This window comes from Neotamlana sargassicola, assembly GCF_020523965.1.
Lineage (GTDB): Bacteria > Bacteroidota > Bacteroidia > Flavobacteriales > Flavobacteriaceae > Neotamlana > Neotamlana sargassicola.
Map to the genome: position 1 here is coordinate 1,001,290 of NZ_JAJAPX010000001.1, position 22,339 is coordinate 1,023,628.

At 34.1% G+C, this 22,339-nt stretch carries 16 protein-coding genes; 5 read left to right on the forward strand and 11 right to left on the reverse strand.

The window, feature by feature from the left end; all coding sequences use genetic code 11:
- Positions 1–36: 36 nt before the first annotated feature.
- Positions 37–483: a DUF3157 family protein gene (locus tag LG651_RS04405; RefSeq protein ID WP_226694933.1), complete on the forward strand. Its 447-nt coding sequence runs from the start codon at positions 37–39 to the stop codon at positions 481–483.
- Here LG651_RS04405 and LG651_RS04410 read toward each other — a convergent pair.
- Genes LG651_RS04410 through LG651_RS04420 form a run of 3 tightly spaced genes read right to left on the reverse strand, consistent with a single transcriptional unit; the run spans position 480 to position 5,308 of the window.
- Positions 480–1,022, reverse strand: a complete 543-nt coding sequence (locus tag LG651_RS04410; protein ID WP_226694934.1) for a hypothetical protein — start codon at positions 1,020–1,022, stop codon at positions 480–482. The two genes, LG651_RS04405 and LG651_RS04410, sit on opposite strands and share 4 nt — an antisense overlap.
- Before the next feature lie 16 nt (positions 1,023–1,038).
- Positions 1,039–2,256 carry a DNA polymerase IV gene (dinB, locus tag LG651_RS04415; RefSeq protein ID WP_226694935.1) on the reverse strand — a complete coding sequence of 406 codons (1,218 nt, stop codon included), beginning with the start codon at positions 2,254–2,256 and terminating at the stop codon, positions 1,039–1,041.
- 13 nt (positions 2,257–2,269) lie between these two features.
- Positions 2,270–5,308, reverse strand: a complete 3,039-nt coding sequence (locus LG651_RS04420) for a DNA polymerase III subunit alpha (RefSeq protein ID WP_226694936.1) — start codon at positions 5,306–5,308, stop codon at positions 2,270–2,272.
- 80 nt (positions 5,309–5,388) lie between these two features.
- Between LG651_RS04420 and LG651_RS04425 the strand changes: the two genes are divergently transcribed.
- The 4 genes from LG651_RS04425 to LG651_RS04440 all read left to right on the forward strand — a co-directional run bounded on the left by LG651_RS04425 (position 5,389) and on the right by LG651_RS04440 (position 9,186).
- On the forward strand, positions 5,389–6,153 hold the full coding sequence (locus LG651_RS04425; RefSeq protein WP_226694937.1) for an XRE family transcriptional regulator: 765 nt from the start codon (positions 5,389–5,391) through the stop codon (positions 6,151–6,153).
- A 156-nt stretch (positions 6,154–6,309) separates the two neighbouring features.
- Positions 6,310–7,368 carry an NAD-dependent epimerase gene (locus LG651_RS04430; RefSeq protein WP_226694938.1) on the forward strand — a complete coding sequence of 353 codons (1,059 nt, stop codon included), beginning with the start codon at positions 6,310–6,312 and terminating at the stop codon, positions 7,366–7,368.
- Positions 7,369–7,376: 8 nt separating this feature from the next.
- Positions 7,377–8,345, forward strand: a complete 969-nt coding sequence (locus LG651_RS04435) for a glycosyltransferase family 2 protein (RefSeq protein ID WP_226694939.1) — start codon at positions 7,377–7,379, stop codon at positions 8,343–8,345.
- Positions 8,311–9,186 carry a lysylphosphatidylglycerol synthase transmembrane domain-containing protein gene (locus tag LG651_RS04440; protein WP_226694940.1) on the forward strand — a complete coding sequence of 292 codons (876 nt, stop codon included), beginning with the start codon at positions 8,311–8,313 and terminating at the stop codon, positions 9,184–9,186. Before LG651_RS04435 ends, LG651_RS04440 begins: the two co-directional genes overlap by 35 nt.
- A 14-nt stretch (positions 9,187–9,200) precedes the next feature.
- Here the strand turns inward: LG651_RS04440 and LG651_RS04445 are convergent, their stop codons facing one another.
- The 8 genes from LG651_RS04445 to glmS all read right to left on the reverse strand — a co-directional run bounded on the left by LG651_RS04445 (position 9,201) and on the right by glmS (position 22,317).
- Complete coding sequence (locus tag LG651_RS04445) at positions 9,201–10,784, reverse strand: ArnT family glycosyltransferase (RefSeq protein ID WP_226694941.1); 1,584 nt, start codon at positions 10,782–10,784, stop codon at positions 9,201–9,203.
- A gap of 5 nt (positions 10,785–10,789) precedes the next feature.
- The gene (locus LG651_RS04450) at positions 10,790–11,494 is read right to left on the reverse strand and encodes a phosphatase PAP2 family protein (RefSeq protein WP_226694942.1); all 705 of its coding nucleotides are present in this window, start codon (positions 11,492–11,494) and stop codon (positions 10,790–10,792) included.
- Positions 11,495–11,620: 126 nt separating this feature from the next.
- The gene (locus LG651_RS04455) at positions 11,621–13,666 is read right to left on the reverse strand and encodes a BspA family leucine-rich repeat surface protein (RefSeq protein ID WP_226694943.1); all 2,046 of its coding nucleotides are present in this window, start codon (positions 13,664–13,666) and stop codon (positions 11,621–11,623) included.
- A gap of 146 nt (positions 13,667–13,812) precedes the next feature.
- Positions 13,813–14,106 carry a F0F1 ATP synthase subunit epsilon gene (locus tag LG651_RS04460; RefSeq protein ID WP_226694944.1) on the reverse strand — a complete coding sequence of 98 codons (294 nt, stop codon included), beginning with the start codon at positions 14,104–14,106 and terminating at the stop codon, positions 13,813–13,815.
- Between the two features lie 56 nt (positions 14,107–14,162).
- Positions 14,163–15,671, reverse strand: coding sequence for a F0F1 ATP synthase subunit beta (gene atpD / locus LG651_RS04465; protein ID WP_226694945.1), 1,509 nt, complete (start codon positions 15,669–15,671; stop codon positions 14,163–14,165).
- A 167-nt stretch (positions 15,672–15,838) separates the two neighbouring features.
- A complete protein-coding gene (locus LG651_RS04470; protein ID WP_226694946.1) occupies positions 15,839–17,497 on the reverse strand; it encodes an SGNH/GDSL hydrolase family protein in 1,659 nt (552 codons plus the stop codon).
- 11 nt (positions 17,498–17,508) lie between these two features.
- On the reverse strand, positions 17,509–20,262 hold the full coding sequence (locus LG651_RS04475; protein ID WP_226694947.1) for a TonB-dependent receptor: 2,754 nt from the start codon (positions 20,260–20,262) through the stop codon (positions 17,509–17,511).
- Between the two features lie 201 nt (positions 20,263–20,463).
- Positions 20,464–22,317, reverse strand: a complete 1,854-nt coding sequence (glmS, locus tag LG651_RS04480; protein ID WP_226694948.1) for a glutamine--fructose-6-phosphate transaminase (isomerizing) — start codon at positions 22,315–22,317, stop codon at positions 20,464–20,466.
- Positions 22,318–22,339: the final 22 nt, after the last annotated feature.

Sequence of the window (22,339 nt, forward strand, 5' to 3'; positions counted from 1 at the left end):
AAATTGTATTTTTGAACGAAACCATATTTTAATTTTATGAAGTCTTTAGTTTGTATTTTTCTATTTTTTATTTCCCTAACTGCATTTTCTCAAAACAATTACATTGTTAAAACCGAAGATGGCCGTCGTGTATTACTTAAAGCCGATTTTACTTGGGAATACATCGATTTAGATGTACCTAGAGACCAAATTCCCGAAGTTAAACCTATAAAAAGCAATGAAAATGCCTGTCATGTTCAGTCAAATTTTATTGAACCAGAATTAGATAAAAAAGTTCAAAATCAATTAAAAAAAGGGCGTGCAACTATAAAACATATTAAACAAAAAGTAGCTAAAGATTTTGAGTGTAACCCTGAAGACATAGTACTACTCGCTGTAAAAGAAAATAAAAAAACAGGAACTTATAAGTTTTGCGCCAATGGTGAAAAAGTGACTTATAAGCGTATAGGCCATAGTGTTGCTAAGAAAATAGAAGTTTTTTAGTTTTTGTAAACGATTGCATTAGTTTTTTTTGATGCTGTTTTATCAACCCATTTATGATAGCCTCGTTTTCTGGCGTCGAGTAAATCAATATTTAATTTTTCTGAAAAGAATAAACCTTGGTTAATGGCCTCATCAGCATCTTCTAGAGCGGCAAGGTTAAGTATATCGTTTTTATTAAACCACATATTTATTTCATAACCATTTTGTGTTTTAAACACCGAGATGTATTCTAAGTTTTTCAAATCTTGCCAGCTTTCGTTGTAAGTAAGGATGCCGATAGAATAGCTGTGTTTAATTTTTAGTTTTGTAAAATTTAAATGAATGTAGTGTTGTGCAATTAAAGGAATAAGAACGACAAACAACACACCAAAAAACCAGATAAAATAGGTGATTAATGTCCATGTTTGTGCTGTGTTGTATTCTGACGTTGTAAAAAAATGAATTAAATAGGTAAAGAAACCCGAAAATGCAGCAGCAACAAAAACTTTAATGAGCCAATGTCGTTTAGGTTCTCTAATGGTAAACTCTACGGTGTGCATGTTGTAAATATAAACATTACTGGCGTCTGTTGGCTAAAAGTGGTGGTGGTTCGCCGTTAAACGGATTCCAACGGCTTATACTTTTGGCATCCATTCCAGCGGCATTTATTACAGCTCTATCGCCATAACGTACACGCATTTTATCTATAGCTTCAATTAAACGCAGTTGTTTTTCGTTGTCTTCAAATAAATTAATTTGGTATCCGCCTTCAACTAAATGGCTAAATTTTACACCAATAAGCCTAACGAGTAATCGTCGGTTATAAAGTTTATTATACAAATCTAAAACCACAGGAATTATGGTGTGATCCATAGCGCTGTACGGAATGCGTTGTTGTTGTGTATAGGTTTGAAAATCGGAATAACGAATTTTAAACGTGATACAAGCCGTTAATTTATTACCACGCCGTAATTGATAGGCTAAATTTTCGGCCATAGCTACAATAATACCTTTTAGTTTAGCAACATCGGTAGTGTCTTTATTAAAAGTGCGTTCTGTTGAAATAGATTTACGTTCGTGATATTGTATTACAGGGCTATTATCTATTCCGTTGGCTTTTTTCCAAATACTTAATCCGTTTTTACCAAGTACACGATGCATGAGTTCCATAGGCATATCTTGCACCGTTTTTATGCGTTTTACACCTAAGTCGCACAAAGCTTTGTAAGTAACATTGCCCACCATTGGTATTTTTTTAACCGAAAGTGGTGCTAAAAAAGGTTTTTCGGTACCCGAAATAATGCGTATTTCGTTATTTGGTTTAGCTTCGCCAGTTGCTATTTTCGATACGGTTTTGTTAATAGATAAACCAAACGAAATAGGTAAACCGGTTTCTTTAATAATACGTTGGCGTAATTCGGTAGCCAGTTTATGGCAGCCAAAAAACTTATCCATTCCGGTTAAATCTATATAAAACTCATCGATTGATGTTTTTTCGTATAGCGGTACAGTGTCTTTAATGACTTCGGTAACATTTTGCGAAAACTTGGTGTAAATTCCAGAGTTTCCTCTTAAAATTATGGCTTCGGGACACAATTGTTTTGCTAAGCGCATGGGCATTGCCGAATGTATGCCAAAACGCCGAGCTTCGTAACTGCATGAAGCTACAACACCTCTATCGGAAGTGCCGCCAATAAGCACGGGTTTATTGTTTAAACGACTGTCTAACAATCGCTCGCAGGACACAAAAAAGGTGTCTAAATCCATATGAACTATAGAACGCTGAAAACTCATAAAAACACAAAAATTATATAGATTTTGGAGACATTGGCGATAGCTGATTCGCCTTATGGGTTGCAAAGCTTTTTTTATTCTGAAACGTTTTGTTTACCGAGTTTACAGCGTAACGCGGATCTTCAATAATAGCCGAACGTTCCATAGCCGAAACCTCAATAGTTACACAGTCGAATTCTACTATAATTTTTCCAGTAATACTGTAAATACCTTTGCCTCGAAACGGGTATTTTGATGCTATTGGCGGAAAGTGAACCGTATCGATAAAATTACCATCGTAGTCTAAAAACGTACCAAAATGCATGGTTTTACCATTGGCTGTTCGGGTGTTTTTTACGGTAACCAAATAGCCTTCAATAGTTATTGTTTTATTTTCAAGCGTTATTAAATGTGTGGCTCGTAAAGGGTTGTTTGTTGGGTTTTGTAGTAAATGAAATGGGTTGCATAACGGAAAACCAAGAAGTTCCATTTCATCGAAAGCATTTTCCAAACCCGAACTAGATAATTGAGGTGTTTTGTAATTGATGCGTTGGGTTTTAAAAAGTGTTATAACATGGTCTTTAATAACTGTTTTGCTTATTTTTAGGTGTGCTTCCCAGAGTAATTCCCGCTTGTTTATTCCTGTAAATCTAAAAGCATTAATTTTTATTAATATTGAAATTTGCTCAATAGAAATGGGTACACGCTCAATAAAATGATCTAAACTTTTAAAAATTCCATTTTTTTGACGGTCGCTAAGAATTTTGCTAATGGTTTTTTGCTCTAAAGCATGTAAAAACATAAACCCTAAAACAATAGTTTTCCCTTTAATTATGGTTTGGTTAAAGCTTTGGTTTATACAAGGTGCTTCAATAATACCTTGATGCATTCTGGCTTCGTGTACATACAATTCGGTATTATAAAATCCGCCAAAATTATTAATAGTTGCTACCATGTATTCTAATGGGAAATAAGCTTTTAAAAATAAACTTTGGTAGCTTTCTACAGCATACGAAGCCGAGTGTCCTTTGGCAAAGGCATAACCTGCAAAACTTTCTATTTGGCGCCAAATATCTTGTGTGGTAGCTTCGGCTTCACCTTTTTGTTTGCAGTTATTAAAAAACAGTTGTTTAACTTGTAAAAACTCTTCGCGAGACCTAAATTTTCCCGACATACCACGTCGTAATTTATCAGCTTCACCTAAAGTTAATCCGCCATAAATATGGGCTACTTTAATTACATCCTCTTGGTAAACCATAACGCCGTAAGTTTCGGGCATTATTTTAAGCAAAACAGGATGTGCTTTTTTAATGCGCTCGGGGTAGCGGTAGCGTAAAATATACTCGCGCATCATACCAGATTTTGCTACTCCAGGACGAATTATAGAACTCGCAGCTACTAAGCCCAAATAATTATCGACTTGCAGTTTTTTTAGCAGCATGCGCATGGCGGGAGATTCTACATAAAAACAACCAATAGCCTTGGCATTTTTTAGTAAATATTTAATGCGCTCGTCTTGTTTAAAACGTTTAATGTCATGAATGTCTATAGGTACTTGTTCTGGGTGATTGTATGTAACTATTTCTACAGCGTCTTTAATTTTTCCTAAACCACGCTGACTTAAAATGTCGAATTTATACAAGCCAATATCTTCGGCTACAACCATATCGAAATGCGTAGTAGCGTAGCCTTTTGGTGGTAAAAAGGTGGCGGTGTAGTAATGTATAGGCTTTTCTGAGATAATAATACCGCTAGCATGAATACCTAAATAGTTGGGAAAGCCTTGAATGTATTCGCTATATTTTATAACCAATTGCGAGAGTTTATCTAGGTTTTGTAGTTGGTATTTGCCACGTGTAAGTTTATCTATTTCGGTTTTAGGTAAGCCAAAAACTTTACCTAATTCGCGTACGGCAGCTTTAAACTTAAAAGTGTTGTAAACGGTTAATAGCGCGGTATTTTTAAAGGTTTTAAATATAAAATTGGTAACATCGTCGCGATCGGTCCATGAGAAATCAATATCGAAATCGGGTGGATTTTTACGATATAAATTTATAAAACGTTCGAAATACAAGTCGAGTTCTACAGGATCTACATCGGTAATTTTAAGTAAATAAGCTACAATACTATTGGCACCACTACCACGGCCAACGTGGTAATACCCTTTGCTACGAGCATATTCTAAAATGCGCCAGTTAATAAGAAAGTACGATACAAAACCTTTCTCTTTTATAATATTAAGCTCTTTTTTTATACGTTCATGAATAATGTTGTTAGGTGTTTTATAGCGATAAGGCAAGCCTTCGTAAGTGAGTTTTTTTAGTAACTCGAAATCGGATGCTTCAGTTTTAGTATACGATTTTTGATTGTTTGGTGTTTCTTGCGAAAAATCGAATTCAATTTGGCAACCTTCTAAAACCGACTTGGTGTTTTTTATAAGCTGTGGGAATTCGTTATAAGTATCGCACAATTCGTTATAAGGCAACATGGTATCGTTGGGTTGGCCTTCTTCGTTTTTCGAGAGTTTGCTCAACAATGTATTGTTATCAATAGCGCGTAATAAACGATGCATGTTAAAGCCTTTTTTATTTTGAAAAGACACCGTTTTTAAAATAACTAGTTTGTGTTGTAATTTATTCCATTTCGAGAATTTAAGTGCGTTGAGGTCTTGAGGCTTTATGCCTAAAAATTCGTTATGCCTTAAATTGTAATTTACACCGTTTTTATAAGGATAAATAACAAAAGTGTCGTTTAACTCTGGTGCGGTTTCAGGAATTTTTAAGGTGTCGTCGTGCAAAAACGTAGAGAGGTAGCTATTTATGTTTTTAAAACCATTGTTGTTTTTTGCTAACAATACAAATTGCTGTTGTGCACCGTTTCTAAAATCGACACCAAGCACAGGTTTAATGTTGTATTTTTCCGAAAGGCGAACAAAGTCTAAACTTGCCGAAGTATTATTAATATCGGTTAAAGCCAATGTATTAACACCATTGGCAGAAGCTATTGCCAATAATTGCTTCGGCGCAATGGTGCCGTAACGTAAGCTGTAATATGAATGACAATTTAAATACATAGGATTAACAAAATTAGCTACTATATGTAGTTTTTGTTGCTTATATTTGTAGCAAATAATGTTAAAGTTTATTTTTTAAGATGACACATATTCAGTTTAACATAAAGCACCTTCGTGGGCTTAAAAAGTTTTCGCAAGAGCGTTTTGCCGAAGAATTAAAATGGACGCGTTCCATGGTTGGTTCGTACGAAGAAGGGCGCTCGGAACCACCAATACATCGGTTAATAGAGCTTTCAAATTATTTCGATATTCCTATAGATATTTTAGTAAAAAACGATTTGCGTGCCGCTAAAGACACCTCGTTTATAGAAGTAGGGAATAAACGTGTATTGTTTCCTATTACCGTAAATGAAGCCAACGAAGATTTAATAGAAATTGTACCAGCAAAAGCCTCGGCGGGTTATTTACAGGGTTATGCCGACCCTGAGTACATAGAGCAACTTCAAAAAATAAAATTACCATTTTTACCTACTGGAACACATCGCGCATTTCCAATTAGTGGCGATTCTATGTTACCTGTAAAAAACGGCTCATTTGTAGTCGCTAAATTTTTAGACGATATAAATGATGTAAAAAACGGCCGAACCTATATTGTTTTAACTAAAAATGATGGTTTGGTGTACAAGCGCGTTTACAATACTATAAAAGAAAAAGGGAGTTTAGAACTGCATTCCGATAACAAAGCTTACCAACCTTACGAAGTAAAAACTGAAGATGTTATAGAACTTTGGGAGTTTACTTGCTGTATTAACACTCAAGAGTACGATAAAGACGAGTTAAAGTTAAGCAGTATAATGAATATGTTTCAAGAACTAAAAGTAGAGTTGGAATCTATTAAAAAATAAATAAAACAGTTTGTAATGTTACTTGTAAATTAACGAATGTGTGTGTTTGTAATAGGTTTGTTTCCTAACCATTAAATAACTGTTAGTATTTACTTATTGGCATATTTATACGTTTAATAATTAATAACTTGGTGTATTAATCGAGTTAGTTTTCGTATGAAAGTGTTAGTAACAGGTGCCGCCGGATTTATTGGTTTTCATGTAGTTTCAAAACTATTAAATGCAGGTCATTTTGTAGTTGGTTTCGATAATTTAAACAAGTATTACAGTACACAACTTAAATACGACCGTTTAGCACAAACCGGAATTTTAAAACATAAGGTTTTAAATAATGTTGAGGTTCAGTCCGAAACGTATTCTAATTACTTTTTTATTAAAATGGATTTATGCCAAAAGGAAGCAGTTGTGCAACTTTTTGAAACACATAAATTCGATATTGTAATTCATCTAGCAGCACAAGCAGGTGTTCGTTATAGCATACAAAATCCCGAAATATATTTAAAAAGTAATGTTGATGGTTTTTTAAATATTCTTGAAGCTTGCAGGCAAAACCCTGTAAAACATCTAGTATATGCTTCAAGCTCTTCCGTTTATGGTAATCATAAAAAAGTGCCATTTTCTGTAAAACATAAAGTAGATACACCCATAAGTTTATATGCGGCAACCAAAAAAAGCAATGAGCTCATGGCGCATACATACAGTCATTTATTCAAAATACCAACTACAGGGTTGCGTTTTTTTACGGTTTATGGGCCTTGGGGTAGGCCAGATATGGCACCGTCACTTTTTACCGATGCCATTATAAATAACAAACCCATTAAAATTTTTAATAACGGTAAAATGAAACGCGATTTTACCTATGTAGATGATATTGTAAAAGGCATTATAGGAATAAGCAAACATCCGCCAGTTGCAAAAAATAAAAAACCACCTTATGTGTTACACAATGTTGGTAACAGTAAGCCAATTAAACTTATGGCATTTATAAAAGCCTTAGAAAATAATTTAAATATAAAAGCCAAGAAAATGTTTTTGCCTATGCAACCTGGCGATGTTAAACGAACATTTGCGAATGTAACCAGCTTAAAAAAAGCCATTGGGTATAAACCAACAACGAGTTTAAATGATGGTGTTAAAGCATTTGTAGATTGGTATGTAGATTATTTTGCTGAAAAAAACACCAAAAATTTAGAAAAAGAAATTCAAGAAAATTAAAATTTATAATGAGCTCTAATACATATATATCTGTAGTAATACCTGTTTATAATGAAGAAGGTAACGTTGGGTTATTAACAAAATCTATTGAAGATGCTTTAAAATTGTATAAATATGAAATTATTTATGTCGATGATTTTTCAACAGATAAAACCAGACAACAAATAAAAGATCTTGAGAACCCTAATGTGATACTTATCGAGCTTAAACGAAATTACGGACAAAGTTCTGCACTTGCTGCTGGTATAGAATTTGCTCGTGGAAATTATGTGGTTACCATGGATGGCGATATGCAAAACGACCCTTCCGATATACCAAACATGCTAGAGCTGGCTATTGCCGAAGACTGGGATTTGGTAACAGGTATTCGTGCCAAACGAAAAGATAATATTATAAAAACATTCCCATCTAAAATTGCCAATTTTATAATAAGAAAAGCAACAAAACTTCATATTTCCGATGCAGGTTGTGCTTTAAAAGTAATGACTTCCGAAACAGCAAAAAATATTCCACTTTACGGCGAGTTACACCGTTTTATTGCTCTAAATGCTCATATTGATGGCGCCAGAATAACCGAAATACCAGTAAAACATCATCCACGAAAATTTGGGGTATCAAAATACGGCTTAGGAAGAACATTTAAGGTAATGAATGATTTGCTACTTATATTATTTCAGCGTAAATACCTTCAAAAACCATTGTATTTATTTGGTAATATGGGGATGGCATTTTTTGGCTTAGGATTATTAATAAACATATATTTATTAATTGTAAAATTTTTAGGTAACGATATTGGCACAAGACCTTTGTTATTTTTAGGGATTTTATTAATTTTAGTTGGTATTCAATTGTTTACAATTGGAATTGTTGCAGATTTATTGATGCGCACCTATTACGAGTCCCAAAACAAAACACCTTATAACGTTAGAAATATTACAAGTTTTGGAGACAAAAAAACAACTTTATACGCTTCTTAAAATTACGGTAACTTGTATTCTGTTGTATTGGGTTTTTACCAATATTTCTTTTACAGATATTTATAGTGTTTTACAAAAAATAAATATTGAGTTTTTTATCGTAGCATTGCTATGTTTTAGTTTTTCTCAAATTATATCAGCTAAACGACTTTATTCAATTTTTATAAGTTCCGGTTTTGCTATTTCTAGAAAAAGTAATTATAAGTTATACTTATTAGGCATGTTTTATAATTTTTTTATTCCGGGTGGAGTTGGTGGCGATGCTTATAAGGTTTACATTTTAAATAAAACGTTTAATTGGCCAATAAAAAAGCTTTCTGCAGTAGTTTTTATTGATAGGTTTTTTGGTTTAATTGCAATTAGCTTTTTAACTGTTTTAATATGCTTTTTTGTACCTTATTTTAAAACAGAAAATTTATTTTGGCTTTTAGGCGTATTACTAATTTTGGGTGCTTTAGGTTCTTTTTTTATATTAAAACAATGGTTTAATTCTTTTTTAAAAATTTCAACAAAAGCTATTCTGTTATCGTTTTTTATACAATTATTGCAGTGTTTATCGGTCGTTTTTATTCTGCTATCCTTAAAATTACCACTTAGCACTTATTTAGTTTATATACTGGTTTTTTTAATATCCTCTGTTTTATCAATATTCTCCTTTTCAGGAATTGGTGTACGCGAAATGATTTTTTTACAAGCATCGTCTATGTTTTTATTTGATGCTTCAAAGGCCGTAACTGTTGGGTTGTTATTTTCTGTATTAACAGCAGTTATTTCTCTTTTTGGAATTGTTTATCACTTTAAAAGTCAAAAGAAGGCCTTTATAAAGCAACGATTATATTAATTTTTAAAAGGCAATTACTGTTTTTTTCTGAAAATTCTTGTTGTATGATTTTCAAAAATAGCTTTACGTTCAAGAACAAGCTCTAAGTTTTTGTGTTCAGAAAGAATTTTGTAATCGTTTCTATCATTAGTGATAATAAAACCGTCCGGATTATTTTCAATAAAATGAAACACTTCTGAAGCTTTGTTACTTACATTAAATGTTCGTTTAAAATTAATAGGAAAAGCAGGATCAAAGCGTTTATAAACTATTATTTTGCTGTTTTTTGAAATGATTTTTTTTGAAGCTTGTACAGGACTTTCATTTGTTAATTTAGGGTAAATTACTAAAAATAGTATAGGAGCCAGCATTATCCAACCTGAAGCAATACTAAGAAATGATTTATTAAACTGATTTTTTAAATAAAAAAATAATCCTATTACCGATAAAACTGAAGTAGGGATTAACCAATAAGCTACATTACTTACAACCGTTAGTGATTTTTCGTTAGCCAGAGCCAATTTCCCAGCAATGGGTAATAAAACTGATAACATTGTTATTAAAATAACTACCACAGTAATTCCTGTTTTCTTTTTATTATTTTGAAAAGTTTTAACTAAATACAAGCTTATTAAAAATGCCAAAAACGGATAACAAGGCATGGTATAGTTTGGTAATTTTGTGCCAGAAATACTAAAGAATACAATAAATACACTTGAAACAATTAATGCAAATAAGGTTAATGTATTTTTTCTATTAAAATAGGCGTTTTTAATGGCGTTAATTATAAAAAATGAAAAAGGCATTAGCCCTAATAAAACAAATGCCCAGGTGATTAAAAAAATACCTCCGTGGCCTTCCATTTTACTTCCAAATCGATTTATATTATGGTCAATAAAAAAACCTTGAGTCCAAGCTCCATTTGTTTTTATATGTACTAAAATATACCAAGGCAAAGCAATTATTAAAATAATTAATAAGCCTAAAATAGGTTTATATTTAAAAATTCCGTTAATACTAAATTGTTTTGTAGCTATAATAAAAATTAAACAAATTAAGCCGGGTAGGGCAATGGCAACAGGTCCTTTAGCTAATACACCAAAGGCTAAACATACATAAAATAGCCAAAGTGATGTTTTGTTGTTGCTAACTTGAAAATTATAAAAACACCATAACCCTGCACTTATAAAGAAAATTAAATAAGGATCTGGAACCGATAAATGGAATTCTTGTACAAAAAATACCGACGACCATAATATTAAAATATAAACTAAGGCATTAGTTTTGTTTGTGTTTTTTTTTACAAAATGGTAAGAGGTTGCCATGGTTAATGCCCCAAATACACCAGAAAAAAAACGAGCAGCAAAGGCATTTACACCAAATATTTTATAACTTAAAATCATAAAAAAGTAATGTAAAGGCGGTTTGTCCGTTCTTAAAATGTTGTTGAAATAAGGCGTTATAAAGTTGCCATTGCTTAACATTTCTCTTGCAGCTTCGGCGTTTTTAGCTTCGTCTAAAATATAGATAGGATAATGTCCTGAACCTAGTAAGCATAGTATTAAGCTAATTAAAAATACAGCAATGTTTAATTTATGTTTTTTAACAAATTGAAACATTGTATTTAGTTGGAATTCCAAGATTCTTCGATAACATCGGGTTCTTCAATATAAACTTCTAAATGTTTAAATTTTGGTATTAAAAATTTATTCATCCAAGCATATTTTTTATGAATTCTTTTTGTTAGAACAATGGCTAATACTGCAGATACAAACCCAAATAATAAGCCAAAATAAACATCGATTAGAAAATGTTGAATTAAATAAATTCGTGACAGCCCAACAAATACCGATAATGTCATCATAACCCAAGAAACACTTCGTATTTTTTTAAAAGCAAAAGCTATAAATGCTGCACCGAATGTTGCTCCTGTTGTATGCCCAGAAGGAAAACTAGTTGTTCTGTATACTCTTAGGTTTTCTATGCGGTAAAGTAAATGTTCTTTACCGATAGCTTCAAAGTACCCAAGTGGCCTTAAGACATCAGGAAATAATAGCAGTTTGTTTATTTGAATAAAAATAAAATGAATGGCAAGTCCTATTAAAAAAGCAATTATCCATTTTGTTTTTTTTACCAAAATTAAAAGTAATGCACTTATTAGCATGAAACCTTCACCTAACCATGTTGTTTTTATAAAAAAGGAATCTAATTTAGGCGTATGAAAACTATTTATAAAAATTGAAGTTGCTTCTTTAGAAACAAAAATAAGAGGAAAAAACACCGCTAAAACAATAGCAAAAGGTAATACCGTTTTAAACTTAACTTTCATGTAAGTAAAATTACATTATAGTAAATGTTGGTGTCTTAATTTTATGTTATGCGTTTATATTTTAGGGTTAAGTTTTGATGGTATGTTTTAAATAATTGTTACGCCTTTATTAGGTAATAATTTTATTTAATGGATTAAGGAAAAATGACCTGTTAACCAGGAGCCATCAGTAAATATTATTTTATACCAATAATCGTCGTTTGGCAACATTTTTTTTGAGTATGTACCATCCCATCCAGAGTAGGGGTCATTTAATTGTTTTAATAATTTACCGTAACGGTTAAATATTAGCACATTAGAAATAGAGCTAACAGTTTCTGGAATAATCCATTTATCATTATATCCGTCGTTATTTGGCGTGAAATATTTTGGAATTCCAGTATAGGTTAATACTGTTTTAAAGCTATCAATAAGGCAAGATTCGCTTTCTGTAATTGCATTATAAGGCGTTATTTTTACAAAAATAGTTTGGTTTTGGGGTAAAGCCATTTCTGGCGTAAAGGTGGTAGTATTTGCAACGTTCAATGAGTCAATTATGTTATTTGCTTCAAAGTTTGTTCCTATTGATAACTTATAGCCTTCAGCTCCCTTAACATTGTTCCAGTTAATGTTTGTTGAAACATCAACATTTGTAGCACCAGGAGTAGGGAAGGTTAAATTAGAACAATTAATGGCACTTGATATTATTGTAAGCGGAAAATTTACTTCCGAGCTGCAATAAGCATTGTACTTTGAGTAAATATACAGTTGAATGGGATAGGAATCGAAATCTTCAAAATTTATGCTATCTCCAGAATTATAGGCCATACCATTACCATCTGGTTGGGTGTAATATTTTTCGTTTCCCGTTAATTTTTCACCTTTAATTTGCGGAAAAATAAAGTTATCTACAACGTTTTGGTCGGTTAAATTATTTAGTATTGGCGCAACAGAACCACCATCAATTATATTCCAATTATATTCTGTAATTATTTTTTCTCTAGCATCTTCTGCAGAACAATAGGTGCTGTAGCCACCATGAAACTCGACATTTGAACTTAAATTTAGCTTCGACCAACCTATTAATAAGGAGTCGTAGTTTGGGGTAGATAATGTAATGCCTGTAAACATTCCGAACATTTTTAATACGTTCGATACATTCCAGTTACTTAAATCTTGGTCGAAATTGTTAGCCAACCCAAACATAAGCTCCATATTTGTTACTTTACTAACATCCCAAATACCTATGTCTTGATTAAAAGCTTCTGCAGCATAAAACATATTGCTCATGTTAAGTACATTGCTAACGTCCCAAACACTAATATCTTGGTTGAATTTAAAGGCATGAGAAAACATTTGTTTCATGTCCATAACGTTACTTACATCCCATCGAGTTATATCGTGATTAAAATCCGCGTTTAGGTAAAACATATTACTCATGTCTGTAACTTGTGCTACATTCCAATTACCAATGTCATGGTTGAAACTGGTGCCTTCAAACATGCTAGACATTGAGGTAACTTTACTAACATTCCAATTTCCAATATTTTGATTGAATGACCTGGCGTTGGTGAACAGGTTGCTCATGTTTATAACATTACTAACATTCCAATTACCAAGGTCTTGATTGAAATTGTATGCGTTAAAAAACATATTTTCCATATTAGTAACGTTGCTAATGTCCCAGTTGGCAATATATTCATTAAAACTTTGAGCTCCATAAAACATGTAAGACATATCGTTAACGTTTGATGTGTCAGGACGATCGGTGTAATTTCCTTTAAGACGATAACATCCATTAAACATGTTGTGCATAGATGTCCACTTATTGTCGCCCCATTGCTCAATGGTTAGCAAACGGTCTTGGTAAGCAAAATTTAGGTTTGGGAAATCGCCGGTAATACTAACGGTGTAAATACCTGCAAATTCATAATCGTGACTGGCGTTTCCTGTATGATTTGTAGTGATGTTACCATCGCCCCAATCTACAGTAAAATTATGACCGTTTCCGTTGGTAAGTATTAAAACAGAATTATCTAATCTAATGCCAAAATTGTCGACTTCATCGCCCGCAAGCCAGGTCGTAACAAAAGGTGTAGTTCCTGCAAATGTGTAAAATGAATTTAATGCAGAAATAATAATGAGCAACCTAATATTGAAAATTAGATTTGTTGTGGTGTATTTTAATGTCAATTAATTAAATAGTTTAGAGTAGCTGGTTGTTCAAATATAAAAAAATAACTACTTGGTTTATAGTAAACTAATTTAATTAACATTTAGGTTGTTATAAAAAAAAATGCGAAGCATTTGCTTCGCATTTTTTTTTATGAACGATTGTTTTAATCAGCTAAAACAATAACCTTATCATTATTAATTTCTAAAGTACCAGAATTAATAGCTAGAGTTAGTAATTTCTTGTCGTCTTTATGAGGAACAACACTACCGTGTAAATCATCTAATTCTAAATGGCTTTGAGAGTGTGTTCTTATTTTAACAGTACCTTCTTTTAAAAGAGAAACTATAGGAGCATGTCCTTTTAATAATTCAAACTCTCCATTTATACCTGGTACAACAACAGAATCTACTTCCGAACTAAAAAGTGTCGCTTCTGGTGATACAATTTCTAAATACATATTCTTTTAGTTGTTTGTTGTTAGTAAGGGTTGTTGTTGGAAAAACTATCAACCAATTAAGCCTCAGCTAACATTTTCTCACCAGCTTCAATAGCTTCTTCAATGCTACCTTTAAGGTTAAATGCAGATTCTGGTAAGTGATCTAATTCACCATCCATAATCATGTTAAAACCTTTAATAGTTTCTTTAATATCTACTAATACACCTGGTATACCTGTAAACTGTTCTGCTACGTGGAAAGGTTGAGATAAGAAACGTTGTACACGTCTTGCACGTCCTACAGCCATTTTATCTTCTTCACTTAATTCTTCCATACCAAGAATAGCAATAATATCTTGTAACTCTTTATAACGTTGTAAAAGCTCTTTTACACGTTGCGCACAGTTATAATGATCTGCTCCTAAAATATCTGGAGTTAAAATACGAGAAGTAGAATCTAATGGATCTACCGCTGGGTAAATACCTAACTCGGCAATTTTACGAGATAATACTGTTGTAGCATCTAAGTGAGCAAACGTTGTTGCTGGAGCCGGATCCGTTAAATCATCTGCAGGTACGTAAACCGCTTGTACAGATGTAATAGATCCTTTTTTAGTTGAAGTAATACGCTCTTGCATCGCACCCATTTCGGTTGCTAATGTTGGTTGGTATCCTACGGCAGATGGCATACGTCCTAAAAGCGCCGACACCTCTGAACCTGCTTGTGTAAAACGGAAAATGTTATCTACGAAGAAAAGTACATCTTTACCTTGTCCGTCGCCAGCACCATCACGGAAATATTCAGCAATTGTTAAACCAGATAAGGCAACACGCGCACGTGCTCCTGGTGGCTCATTCATTTGTCCGAATACGAAAGTTGCTTTAGAATCTTTCATAGCAGATTTATCTACTTTTGCTAAATCCCATCCACCTTCTTCCATAGAGTGCATAAAATCATCACCGTATTTAATAATACCAGATTCTAACATCTCACGTAAAAGATCGTTTCCTTCACGAGTTCTTTCACCTACACCAGCGAATACTGATAAACCACCGTGACCTTTTGCAATGTTATTAATTAACTCTTGTATTAATACTGTTTTACCTACACCGGCACCACCAAATAAACCAATTTTACCACCTTTTGCATAAGGCTCAATTAAATCGATTACTTTAATACCTGTAAATAAAACTTCGGTTGAAGTTGATAATTGGTCAAACGCAGGGGCTTGACGGTGAATTGGTAAACCCGCATCATTTGCTTTAGGTAAGTTTCCTAAACCATCAATAGCATCACCAATTACATTAAATAAGCGTCCGTAAACGGCATCACCAATTGGCATTTGTATAGGTGCACCAGTTGCGATAACTTCAGTTCCTCTACTTAAACCATCTGAAGAGTCCATTGCAATAGTACGAACAGTATCTTCGCCAATATGCGATTGTACTTCTAATACCAAAGCAGAACCATCTGGCTTTTGTATTTCTAATGAATCATAAATTTTTGGAAGCTCTGAACCAGCTGCGAATTCAACATCGATAACTGGACCAACTATTTGTGCAACTTTACCTGTAACTTTAGACATTGCTTATTTGTTTAATATTATGTGTTTTAATTAAATGAAAACACTTTTAGTTTTCGCGTGCAAAGATATACCTTTTAATTTAAATTGAAAGTTGTTTTTTTGTGTTTTTTCATAATAAAAAAACACCTCCAATTTGAAGGTGTTTTATAAATTGTGAAAATTTTAACTTATTGTAGCAAAGGCGAATAGTTTGTAGGGTAGTTTCCTATATCTACCAAGTTGTTTGAAGCTTCAAAGTTGCTCCCGTAAGTTACATCGATAGCTTTCATGAATTCATTTGCTAAATAGGCATAACCTCTGGCTGTTAAATGTACTCCGTCTAAAGAAAAAGCACCGCCAGTAACTAAATTCGATTCTAAAATGAAGTTATCTGACGCTAAACCAGTTGTTGCTAATTCCGTTAATAAAGCGTTAGCATCAACAAAGGCTAAACCTGCATTGTCTGCTACAGTTTTAAGAGTTGCATTAAATAAATCTGTTGCTGTTTTTATGTCTTCTTGTTCGCTTGGTAGCAATACCCATTTGTCTTCTAAAGGTAATGTTATACCTTCAACAGAAAATTGAGCTGCTAATGCAGGTGATAAGTTATAACCTAAAAGTGTAGCATACGAAGTGGTGTTAACTTCACCTATCACTGAACTGCTAGGTAAAACCAATAAATCGTCTTCTGTTGCCTGTCTTGCTTGTCCGTAATAGTTACCCATTAAAGTTGCTACAAGTGGCACAAAAGATTCAGATAAACCAAGGCTTTGCACAAATAGTGAAAAACTATCGCTTGCGCTTAAAGAGGCGGTTATTTGCATAGATAAATCTGTAAGTGTTTCATCGTGTATAACAACACCGTTAGCTTGAGTTTCAGAAAAGGTTATAATTCTTGAAGGGTCTAATACCGAGAAAATTTGGTTTAAAGCACCGTAAACAGTATTTAAAGTTGGTATTTGTGCAACTAAATCGGGTCCTGAGTCTTCATCTGTAGGATCTAACGCATTATAAGGTACTGTTGTAAAATGCGGAATGTCTGTTACATACGGAATATTTGCCATTACGCCTTTTGCGCCATTGGATGTAAGTGAAGTTACAAGTGTATTAATAGCAAAATTAAATGTTGTTTCATCGGTTATAGGGTCGGTACCGTCTCCTCCCGTTGTTGCATATCCTAATACATCATTATTTCCTGCCCAAAGTGTAAAAAACGTAGGGTTTTGAGCCATAGCTAATTCAAGAACACTTGCGTTTGGTGTACTGCCTGTCATTCGTATAAAATATGGGTTGGCTGCAGTTGGGAAGTTAGAGATATTACCATAACCAGAAGCTAATAAATGAAAACTTTTAGCTCCAGGAACTCCCATATTATTAAATGGCCCTGTTGGGTTATTTAATAAAAAATCGGTAGTTGGTGTAACATTTCCAATAACATCGGTTAAGGCTAACGGTGCGCCACCAGTAGTTACTAAACGCGGTGCAAATAACTGTTCGCCAGTATCAGGATCGTATACTATATTTCCACCTAAAATAAGTCCGCCAAAGTTATCATTCATTAATGGCTGTGTAAATGTTCCAGCGCCTAATGATTGAAATTTTTGAGATAAAATATTAGGTATAGAGTTTTCTTGACTGGCAATAAAAAGTGCGTTATCTGTAAAACCTGCTGTTAACGAGTTTCCTACGGCTACGTAGGTTGAGAAATCAACCGAGCCTGCTGTTAGGGTAGGTACGGTTTCTGTGCTTGTGTCTATATTAAAGTCGGCTAAAACATCTTCTGGATCGTTACAAGAAACAAATCCAACGAATAAAACAATTAGCCATAGGTATTTTATGTTCATCATCTTTTTCATAATTATAGGTTGTTAATTGTCCAAGAAACGTAGTACATTGAACCAATGTTTCCTGTACCAAATGCAGTAAAGTATTCGTCTCCTAAAAGGTTAGTGGCTCCAGCTTTAAAAACGGACTTAATATTTGGCACTTTTAAATTGATTTGAGCATCAACCACGTGAAATTCTGGAACTAAACCGTTCCCAAAAGTAGCTTCCCAGTAGTAGTCGTCACTAAATCTGTATGCAACGTTGAAACCGAAGTTTTTAAATAATTCGGTATTTCCAAAAGATGCTTTAAACTTATGTTCTGGCGTGTTGAAGTTTGTTGTGAAATCGGGGAATCTATCACGATCGAAATCTAATTTTGCGTAAGTATAACTTCCGCTTAAATCGAAATTTCCAAATATTTTAGTCGATAAACCTAAAGAGGCACCGTATGAGTTTACATCTGCTGGTGAGTTGGTATAGGTGCTGTATGCTTGGTAATCGTCGTTTGCAATAGCAGCTACCGAAGCACCACCATCTCCTACAGTACCGTAAAAAGGGGAAATAACAACTTCTTGTGAGATAAAATCTTGGTATTTGTTGTAATACGCACTAAAATCTACAATAATACTGTTGAATTTACCACGATATCCAACTTCGGCCGAAGTTACTTGTTCTGGTTTAATAAGGTTTGGGTTCGAAACTTCTAAAACAGCAGGGTTTCCAGTTTCGGCTAATTCTAACACCGAGCTTGCTGTATACGAGTTTTCGTAAGCAACACGACCTGTTTGTGTTATGCTTTGCTGTTGCGTTAAGGCTTGGCCTTCTGTACTTAAATCGAAGGTTCTTGAATATCTGTCTAAATTATCTGGGGCAGAACCAACTAAAATAGCTCTACCAGCATCTAAACCAATAAATAAATCTTGAGTTGTTGGATTTCTAAAACCGGTTTGTACAGAGGCTCTAATGTTGTGGTTTTTGTTAAGTGTTAAACCTAAAGATAAACGAGGTGATACAAAACCATCAAAAAATTCAGATTTATCATAACGAGCCGACCCTGTGATTTTTAAACTTAGTTCCTCGTCAAAAGGAATGGTTTTTTGAATTTGTGTGTATAAACCATATTCTGAATAGTCGATTGGGCCGTCGGTATCGGTGTAAATGGTTCCAAATGAATTTAAACTATAGCGTCTGTACGATCCACCAACTTGAATTTCGGCCCAATCTGTTAAATGTCCAAAATTATAATTGGCATCGGCATGATAGTATTTAGAGGCATCTTGAAATTTAGATCCTGTAGATAAATCGGGATCATTTATACTTTGGTTAAAGGCATTTATGAATTCTTGCGAACCAGGTTCGTATCTGCCATCTTCCGCTTGTGCTCTTGCCGCGGCATGCGCCTGTGCTTCTGTTGCACCACCAAGAGTTGCTCCTGCATAAGTTTCAATATATTGTCTAAACCAATCTTCGTCACTTTTCCAGGCACGGTTAATATTAATACCTGTAAATACCATATCGTAAGAATCTCCAGCTTTATCGGCAACCACGTAACCTCTTAAGAAGAAGTTATCGTTTTTAAATTCTAATTTATGTTGTTGTTGGAAAAAGTTATCGATGTAATAGCGATTTGTTCCTTGGTAAATAGTAGATCCTGTACCAACTTTACCAACATATTGAATTTCAAAATCGTTTGCCCAAGGGCGTAAATATAAGCCCCAGTCTGCTTTTATACTTTCGGCATTATAGTCGGTTAAGTAACGCTCGTTATATCCAGTTCGGCTCACTTCAACGTCTGGCATAATTCCTTTAATTGCGTCTGGTGCTTCCGAGCGTATATTTGCCGAAACCTCATCACCATAAACATTTATTCCATCGTAATTTAAATCTGCTCGGGTTCTTGTTGGGTCTATTTTGTCCACTTCGCTAGTAGCGGCCCAATCGGTACCTTTTAAATACCCAAAATTAATTTTGGCTGCAAAATGTTCGGTAAATTTATAAGCGGCACGAAAATTAACATCGATATAGCCGTTGTCGCCAGCAGCTTCTTGTGAGGTTATTCCTTTTTTCACCGAACCACTAATGCCTTGGTGATCGAAAGGGTTTTTACTGCGCATAAATAATATACCGTTAAAGGCATTGGCACCGTATAATGCCGATGATGCTCCTGGTAATAGTTCTACGCTTAGTACATCTGTTTCTGTCATACCAACAAGGTTTCCAATAGGGAAATTTAATGCTGGCGTAGAGTTGTCCATACCATCAACTAGTTGCATAAAACGGTTGTTTGCAAAGGTGGCAAATCCACGTGTGTTTACAGATTTAAAGGTTAAACTGTTGGTGTTAACATCGACACCTTTTAAGTTTTCTAATCCGTCGTAAAAATCGGCCGAAGCCGTATTTTTAATTTCTTTTAACCCAAAACGCTCTACAGTTACTGGCGATTCGAAAACACGTTCTGGTGTTCTAGATGCAGAAATTACAACTTCGTCGAGCGTGGTGCCTTCTTTTAAGGTGAATTTTAATTTTTGGTTGTTTTGGGTGACTTTAATCGAGGAACTTTCGAAGCCAACACTACTAGCTTGTACTGTAAATGGTGGATTTTGGCCGTAGGTTAATGTGAAGTTGCCATCAAAATCGGTTACAACTCCTGTCGAGGTTCCTAAAATTAAAATGTTTGCTCCGGGAATTGGCTGGTCGTTGTCATCAACTACCGAACCCGAAATGGTTGTTTGCGAAAAGGATAGGCCGCAAAATAGTAACAAAAAGAATTGGAGAATTGTTTTCATCTATAAAATTTAGTTTTAGTTCGAATAAGCAATATATGTAAATAATATATTACTTAACATAAAAATAGAAAAAATTATGCATGCATATTAGTTTTTTAACAAAAAACGACTAAAAAAATTATTATTTGTTTAAAAGAAGTGCTTTATAAGTGAGAATTACTCTTTTCTAGAGTTTGGTTTTGGAAAAAGCAACTTGAAAAATTATTCTACCGTAACAGACTTTGCTAAATTTCGTGGTTGGTCAACGTTTTTGTTTAACAAAACTGCCATATGATAGGATAATAGCTGTAAAGGAATGGTGGTTAATAACGGCGTTAAAAACTCTAAAGTTTCTGGAACTTCAATAACGTGGTCTGCTAATGCTTTAACTTGTTGGTCGCCTTCAGTTACTATGCCAATAATTTTTCCTTTTCTTGATTTTATTTCTTGAATGTTGCTTACTACCTTTTCGTAGTGTCCTTTTTTTGTGGCAATTACAATAATAGGCATGTTCTCGTCGATTAAGGCAATGGGACCATGTTTCATTTCGGCAGCCGGATAGCCTTCTGCATGAATATATGAGATTTCTTTGAGTTTTAATGCGCCTTCTAGGGCTACTGGGAAATTAAAACCTCTTCCTAAGTATAAACAGTTGTTTGAATCTTTATAAATATCGGATATAAGTTTGATGTGTGCATCAGATTCTAAAGACTTTTCAACCTTATTTGGAATCATTTCCAGCTCTAGTAAGTACTTTCTAAAATCGGAACTACTAATTGTGCCTTTTGCTCTTGCAAGTCGCAATGCCATTAAAGTTAATACCGTAATTTGAGTGGTAAAAGCTTTTGTTGAAGCAACACCAATTTCTGGTCCTGCATGGGTGTAAGCACCTGCATTAGTTTCACGTGCAATTGATGAGCCAACCACATTACAAACACCAAAAACAAAAGCACCTTTAGATTTCGCTAACTTAATAGCGGCTAAAGTATCGGCTGTTTCTCCAGATTGCGAAATGGCAATAACCACATCATTTTCGGTAATTACAGGATTTCGGTATCTAAATTCTGAAGCGTATTCAACTTCAACAGGAATTCGTGCTAAATCTTCAAAAATATATTCGGCTACCAAACCAGCGTGCCATGAAGTTCCGCAGGCAACAATTATAAAACGATTGGCGTTAAGAAACTTTTTCATATTATCTTCTACACCGGCCATTTTAATAATGGCTTCGTTACGTAGTAACCTACCACGATAGGTGTCTCTAATAGCTTTTGGTTGCTCGTGAATTTCTTTAAGCATAAAATGCTCGTAACCGCCTTTTTCTATTTGCTCTAAATTAAGCTGCAGTTTTTGCACGTATGTCGGTACTAAGCTGTCATCTTTAATTTTTCGAACTTTAACACCTTTTTTACGGCTAATTATGGCTAATTCTTCGTCTTCTAAATACACGGCATCTTTGGTGTACTCTAAAAACGGAGAGGCGTCACTAGCTATAAAAAACTCGTTGTCTTTTTCGCCAATACCAATAGCTAATGGGCTACCAAGACGAGCTACAACAACTTCTTCGGGTTTGTTTTTATCGAATACTGCAATAGCATATGCGCCAATAACTTGGTTTAAGGCAATTTGTACTGCTTGTCCAAGTTTTACGTTTTCTTGCAATTTTACATCTTCAATTAAATTAACAAGAACTTCGGTGTCGGTGTCCGATTTAAAGGTGTAACCTCTAGTTGTTAATTCTTGTTTAAGCGATTCGTAATTTTCGATAATACCATTATGAATAATTACTAAATCTCCGGAGTTTGAAGTATGCGGGTGAGAGTTAATATCGTTTGGAACCCCGTGAGTTGCCCAACGCGTGTGGCCAATACCAACAGTGCCCTCTTTTGATGTTTCTGTTTCAAAACGAGCTTCTAAATCGGAAACTTTTCCTTTGGTTTTAGAAACATGAAGTGTTTTACCGTTGTAAAGTGCAATTCCTGCACTGTCGTACCCACGGTATTCTAGTCGTTTTAAGCCTTCAATAATAATTGGGTATGCATCTCTATGGCCAATATATCCTACAATTCCGCACATAATGTTTAGTTGTTGAGGTTTT

Bases quoted from the DNA above. Each gene is read 5' to 3' on its own strand.
- LG651_RS04420 (WP_226694936.1), bottom strand. From the start codon at position 5,308: ATGTATTTAAATTGTCATTCATATTACAGCTTACGTTACGGCACCATT.
- LG651_RS04435 (WP_226694939.1), top strand. From the start codon at position 7,377: ATGAGCTCTAATACATATATATCTGTAGTAATACCTGTTTATAATGAA.
- LG651_RS04470 (WP_226694946.1), bottom strand. From the start codon at position 17,497: ATGATGAACATAAAATACCTATGGCTAATTGTTTTATTCGTTGGATTT.
- dinB (WP_226694935.1), bottom strand. From the start codon at position 2,256: ATGAGTTTTCAGCGTTCTATAGTTCATATGGATTTAGACACCTTTTTT.
- LG651_RS04430 (WP_226694938.1), top strand. From the start codon at position 6,310: ATGAAAGTGTTAGTAACAGGTGCCGCCGGATTTATTGGTTTTCATGTA.
- LG651_RS04405 (WP_226694933.1), top strand. From the start codon at position 37: ATGAAGTCTTTAGTTTGTATTTTTCTATTTTTTATTTCCCTAACTGCA.
- LG651_RS04450 (WP_226694942.1), bottom strand. From the start codon at position 11,494: ATGAAAGTTAAGTTTAAAACGGTATTACCTTTTGCTATTGTTTTAGCG.
- glmS (WP_226694948.1), bottom strand. From the start codon at position 22,317: ATGTGCGGAATTGTAGGATATATTGGCCATAGAGATGCATACCCAATT.
- atpD (WP_226694945.1), bottom strand. From the start codon at position 15,671: ATGTCTAAAGTTACAGGTAAAGTTGCACAAATAGTTGGTCCAGTTATC.
- LG651_RS04445 (WP_226694941.1), bottom strand. From the start codon at position 10,784: ATGTTTCAATTTGTTAAAAAACATAAATTAAACATTGCTGTATTTTTA.
- LG651_RS04425 (WP_226694937.1), top strand. From the start codon at position 5,389: ATGACACATATTCAGTTTAACATAAAGCACCTTCGTGGGCTTAAAAAG.
- LG651_RS04460 (WP_226694944.1), bottom strand. From the start codon at position 14,106: ATGTATTTAGAAATTGTATCACCAGAAGCGACACTTTTTAGTTCGGAA.
- LG651_RS04410 (WP_226694934.1), bottom strand. From the start codon at position 1,022: ATGCACACCGTAGAGTTTACCATTAGAGAACCTAAACGACATTGGCTC.
- LG651_RS04475 (WP_226694947.1), bottom strand. From the start codon at position 20,262: ATGAAAACAATTCTCCAATTCTTTTTGTTACTATTTTGCGGCCTATCC.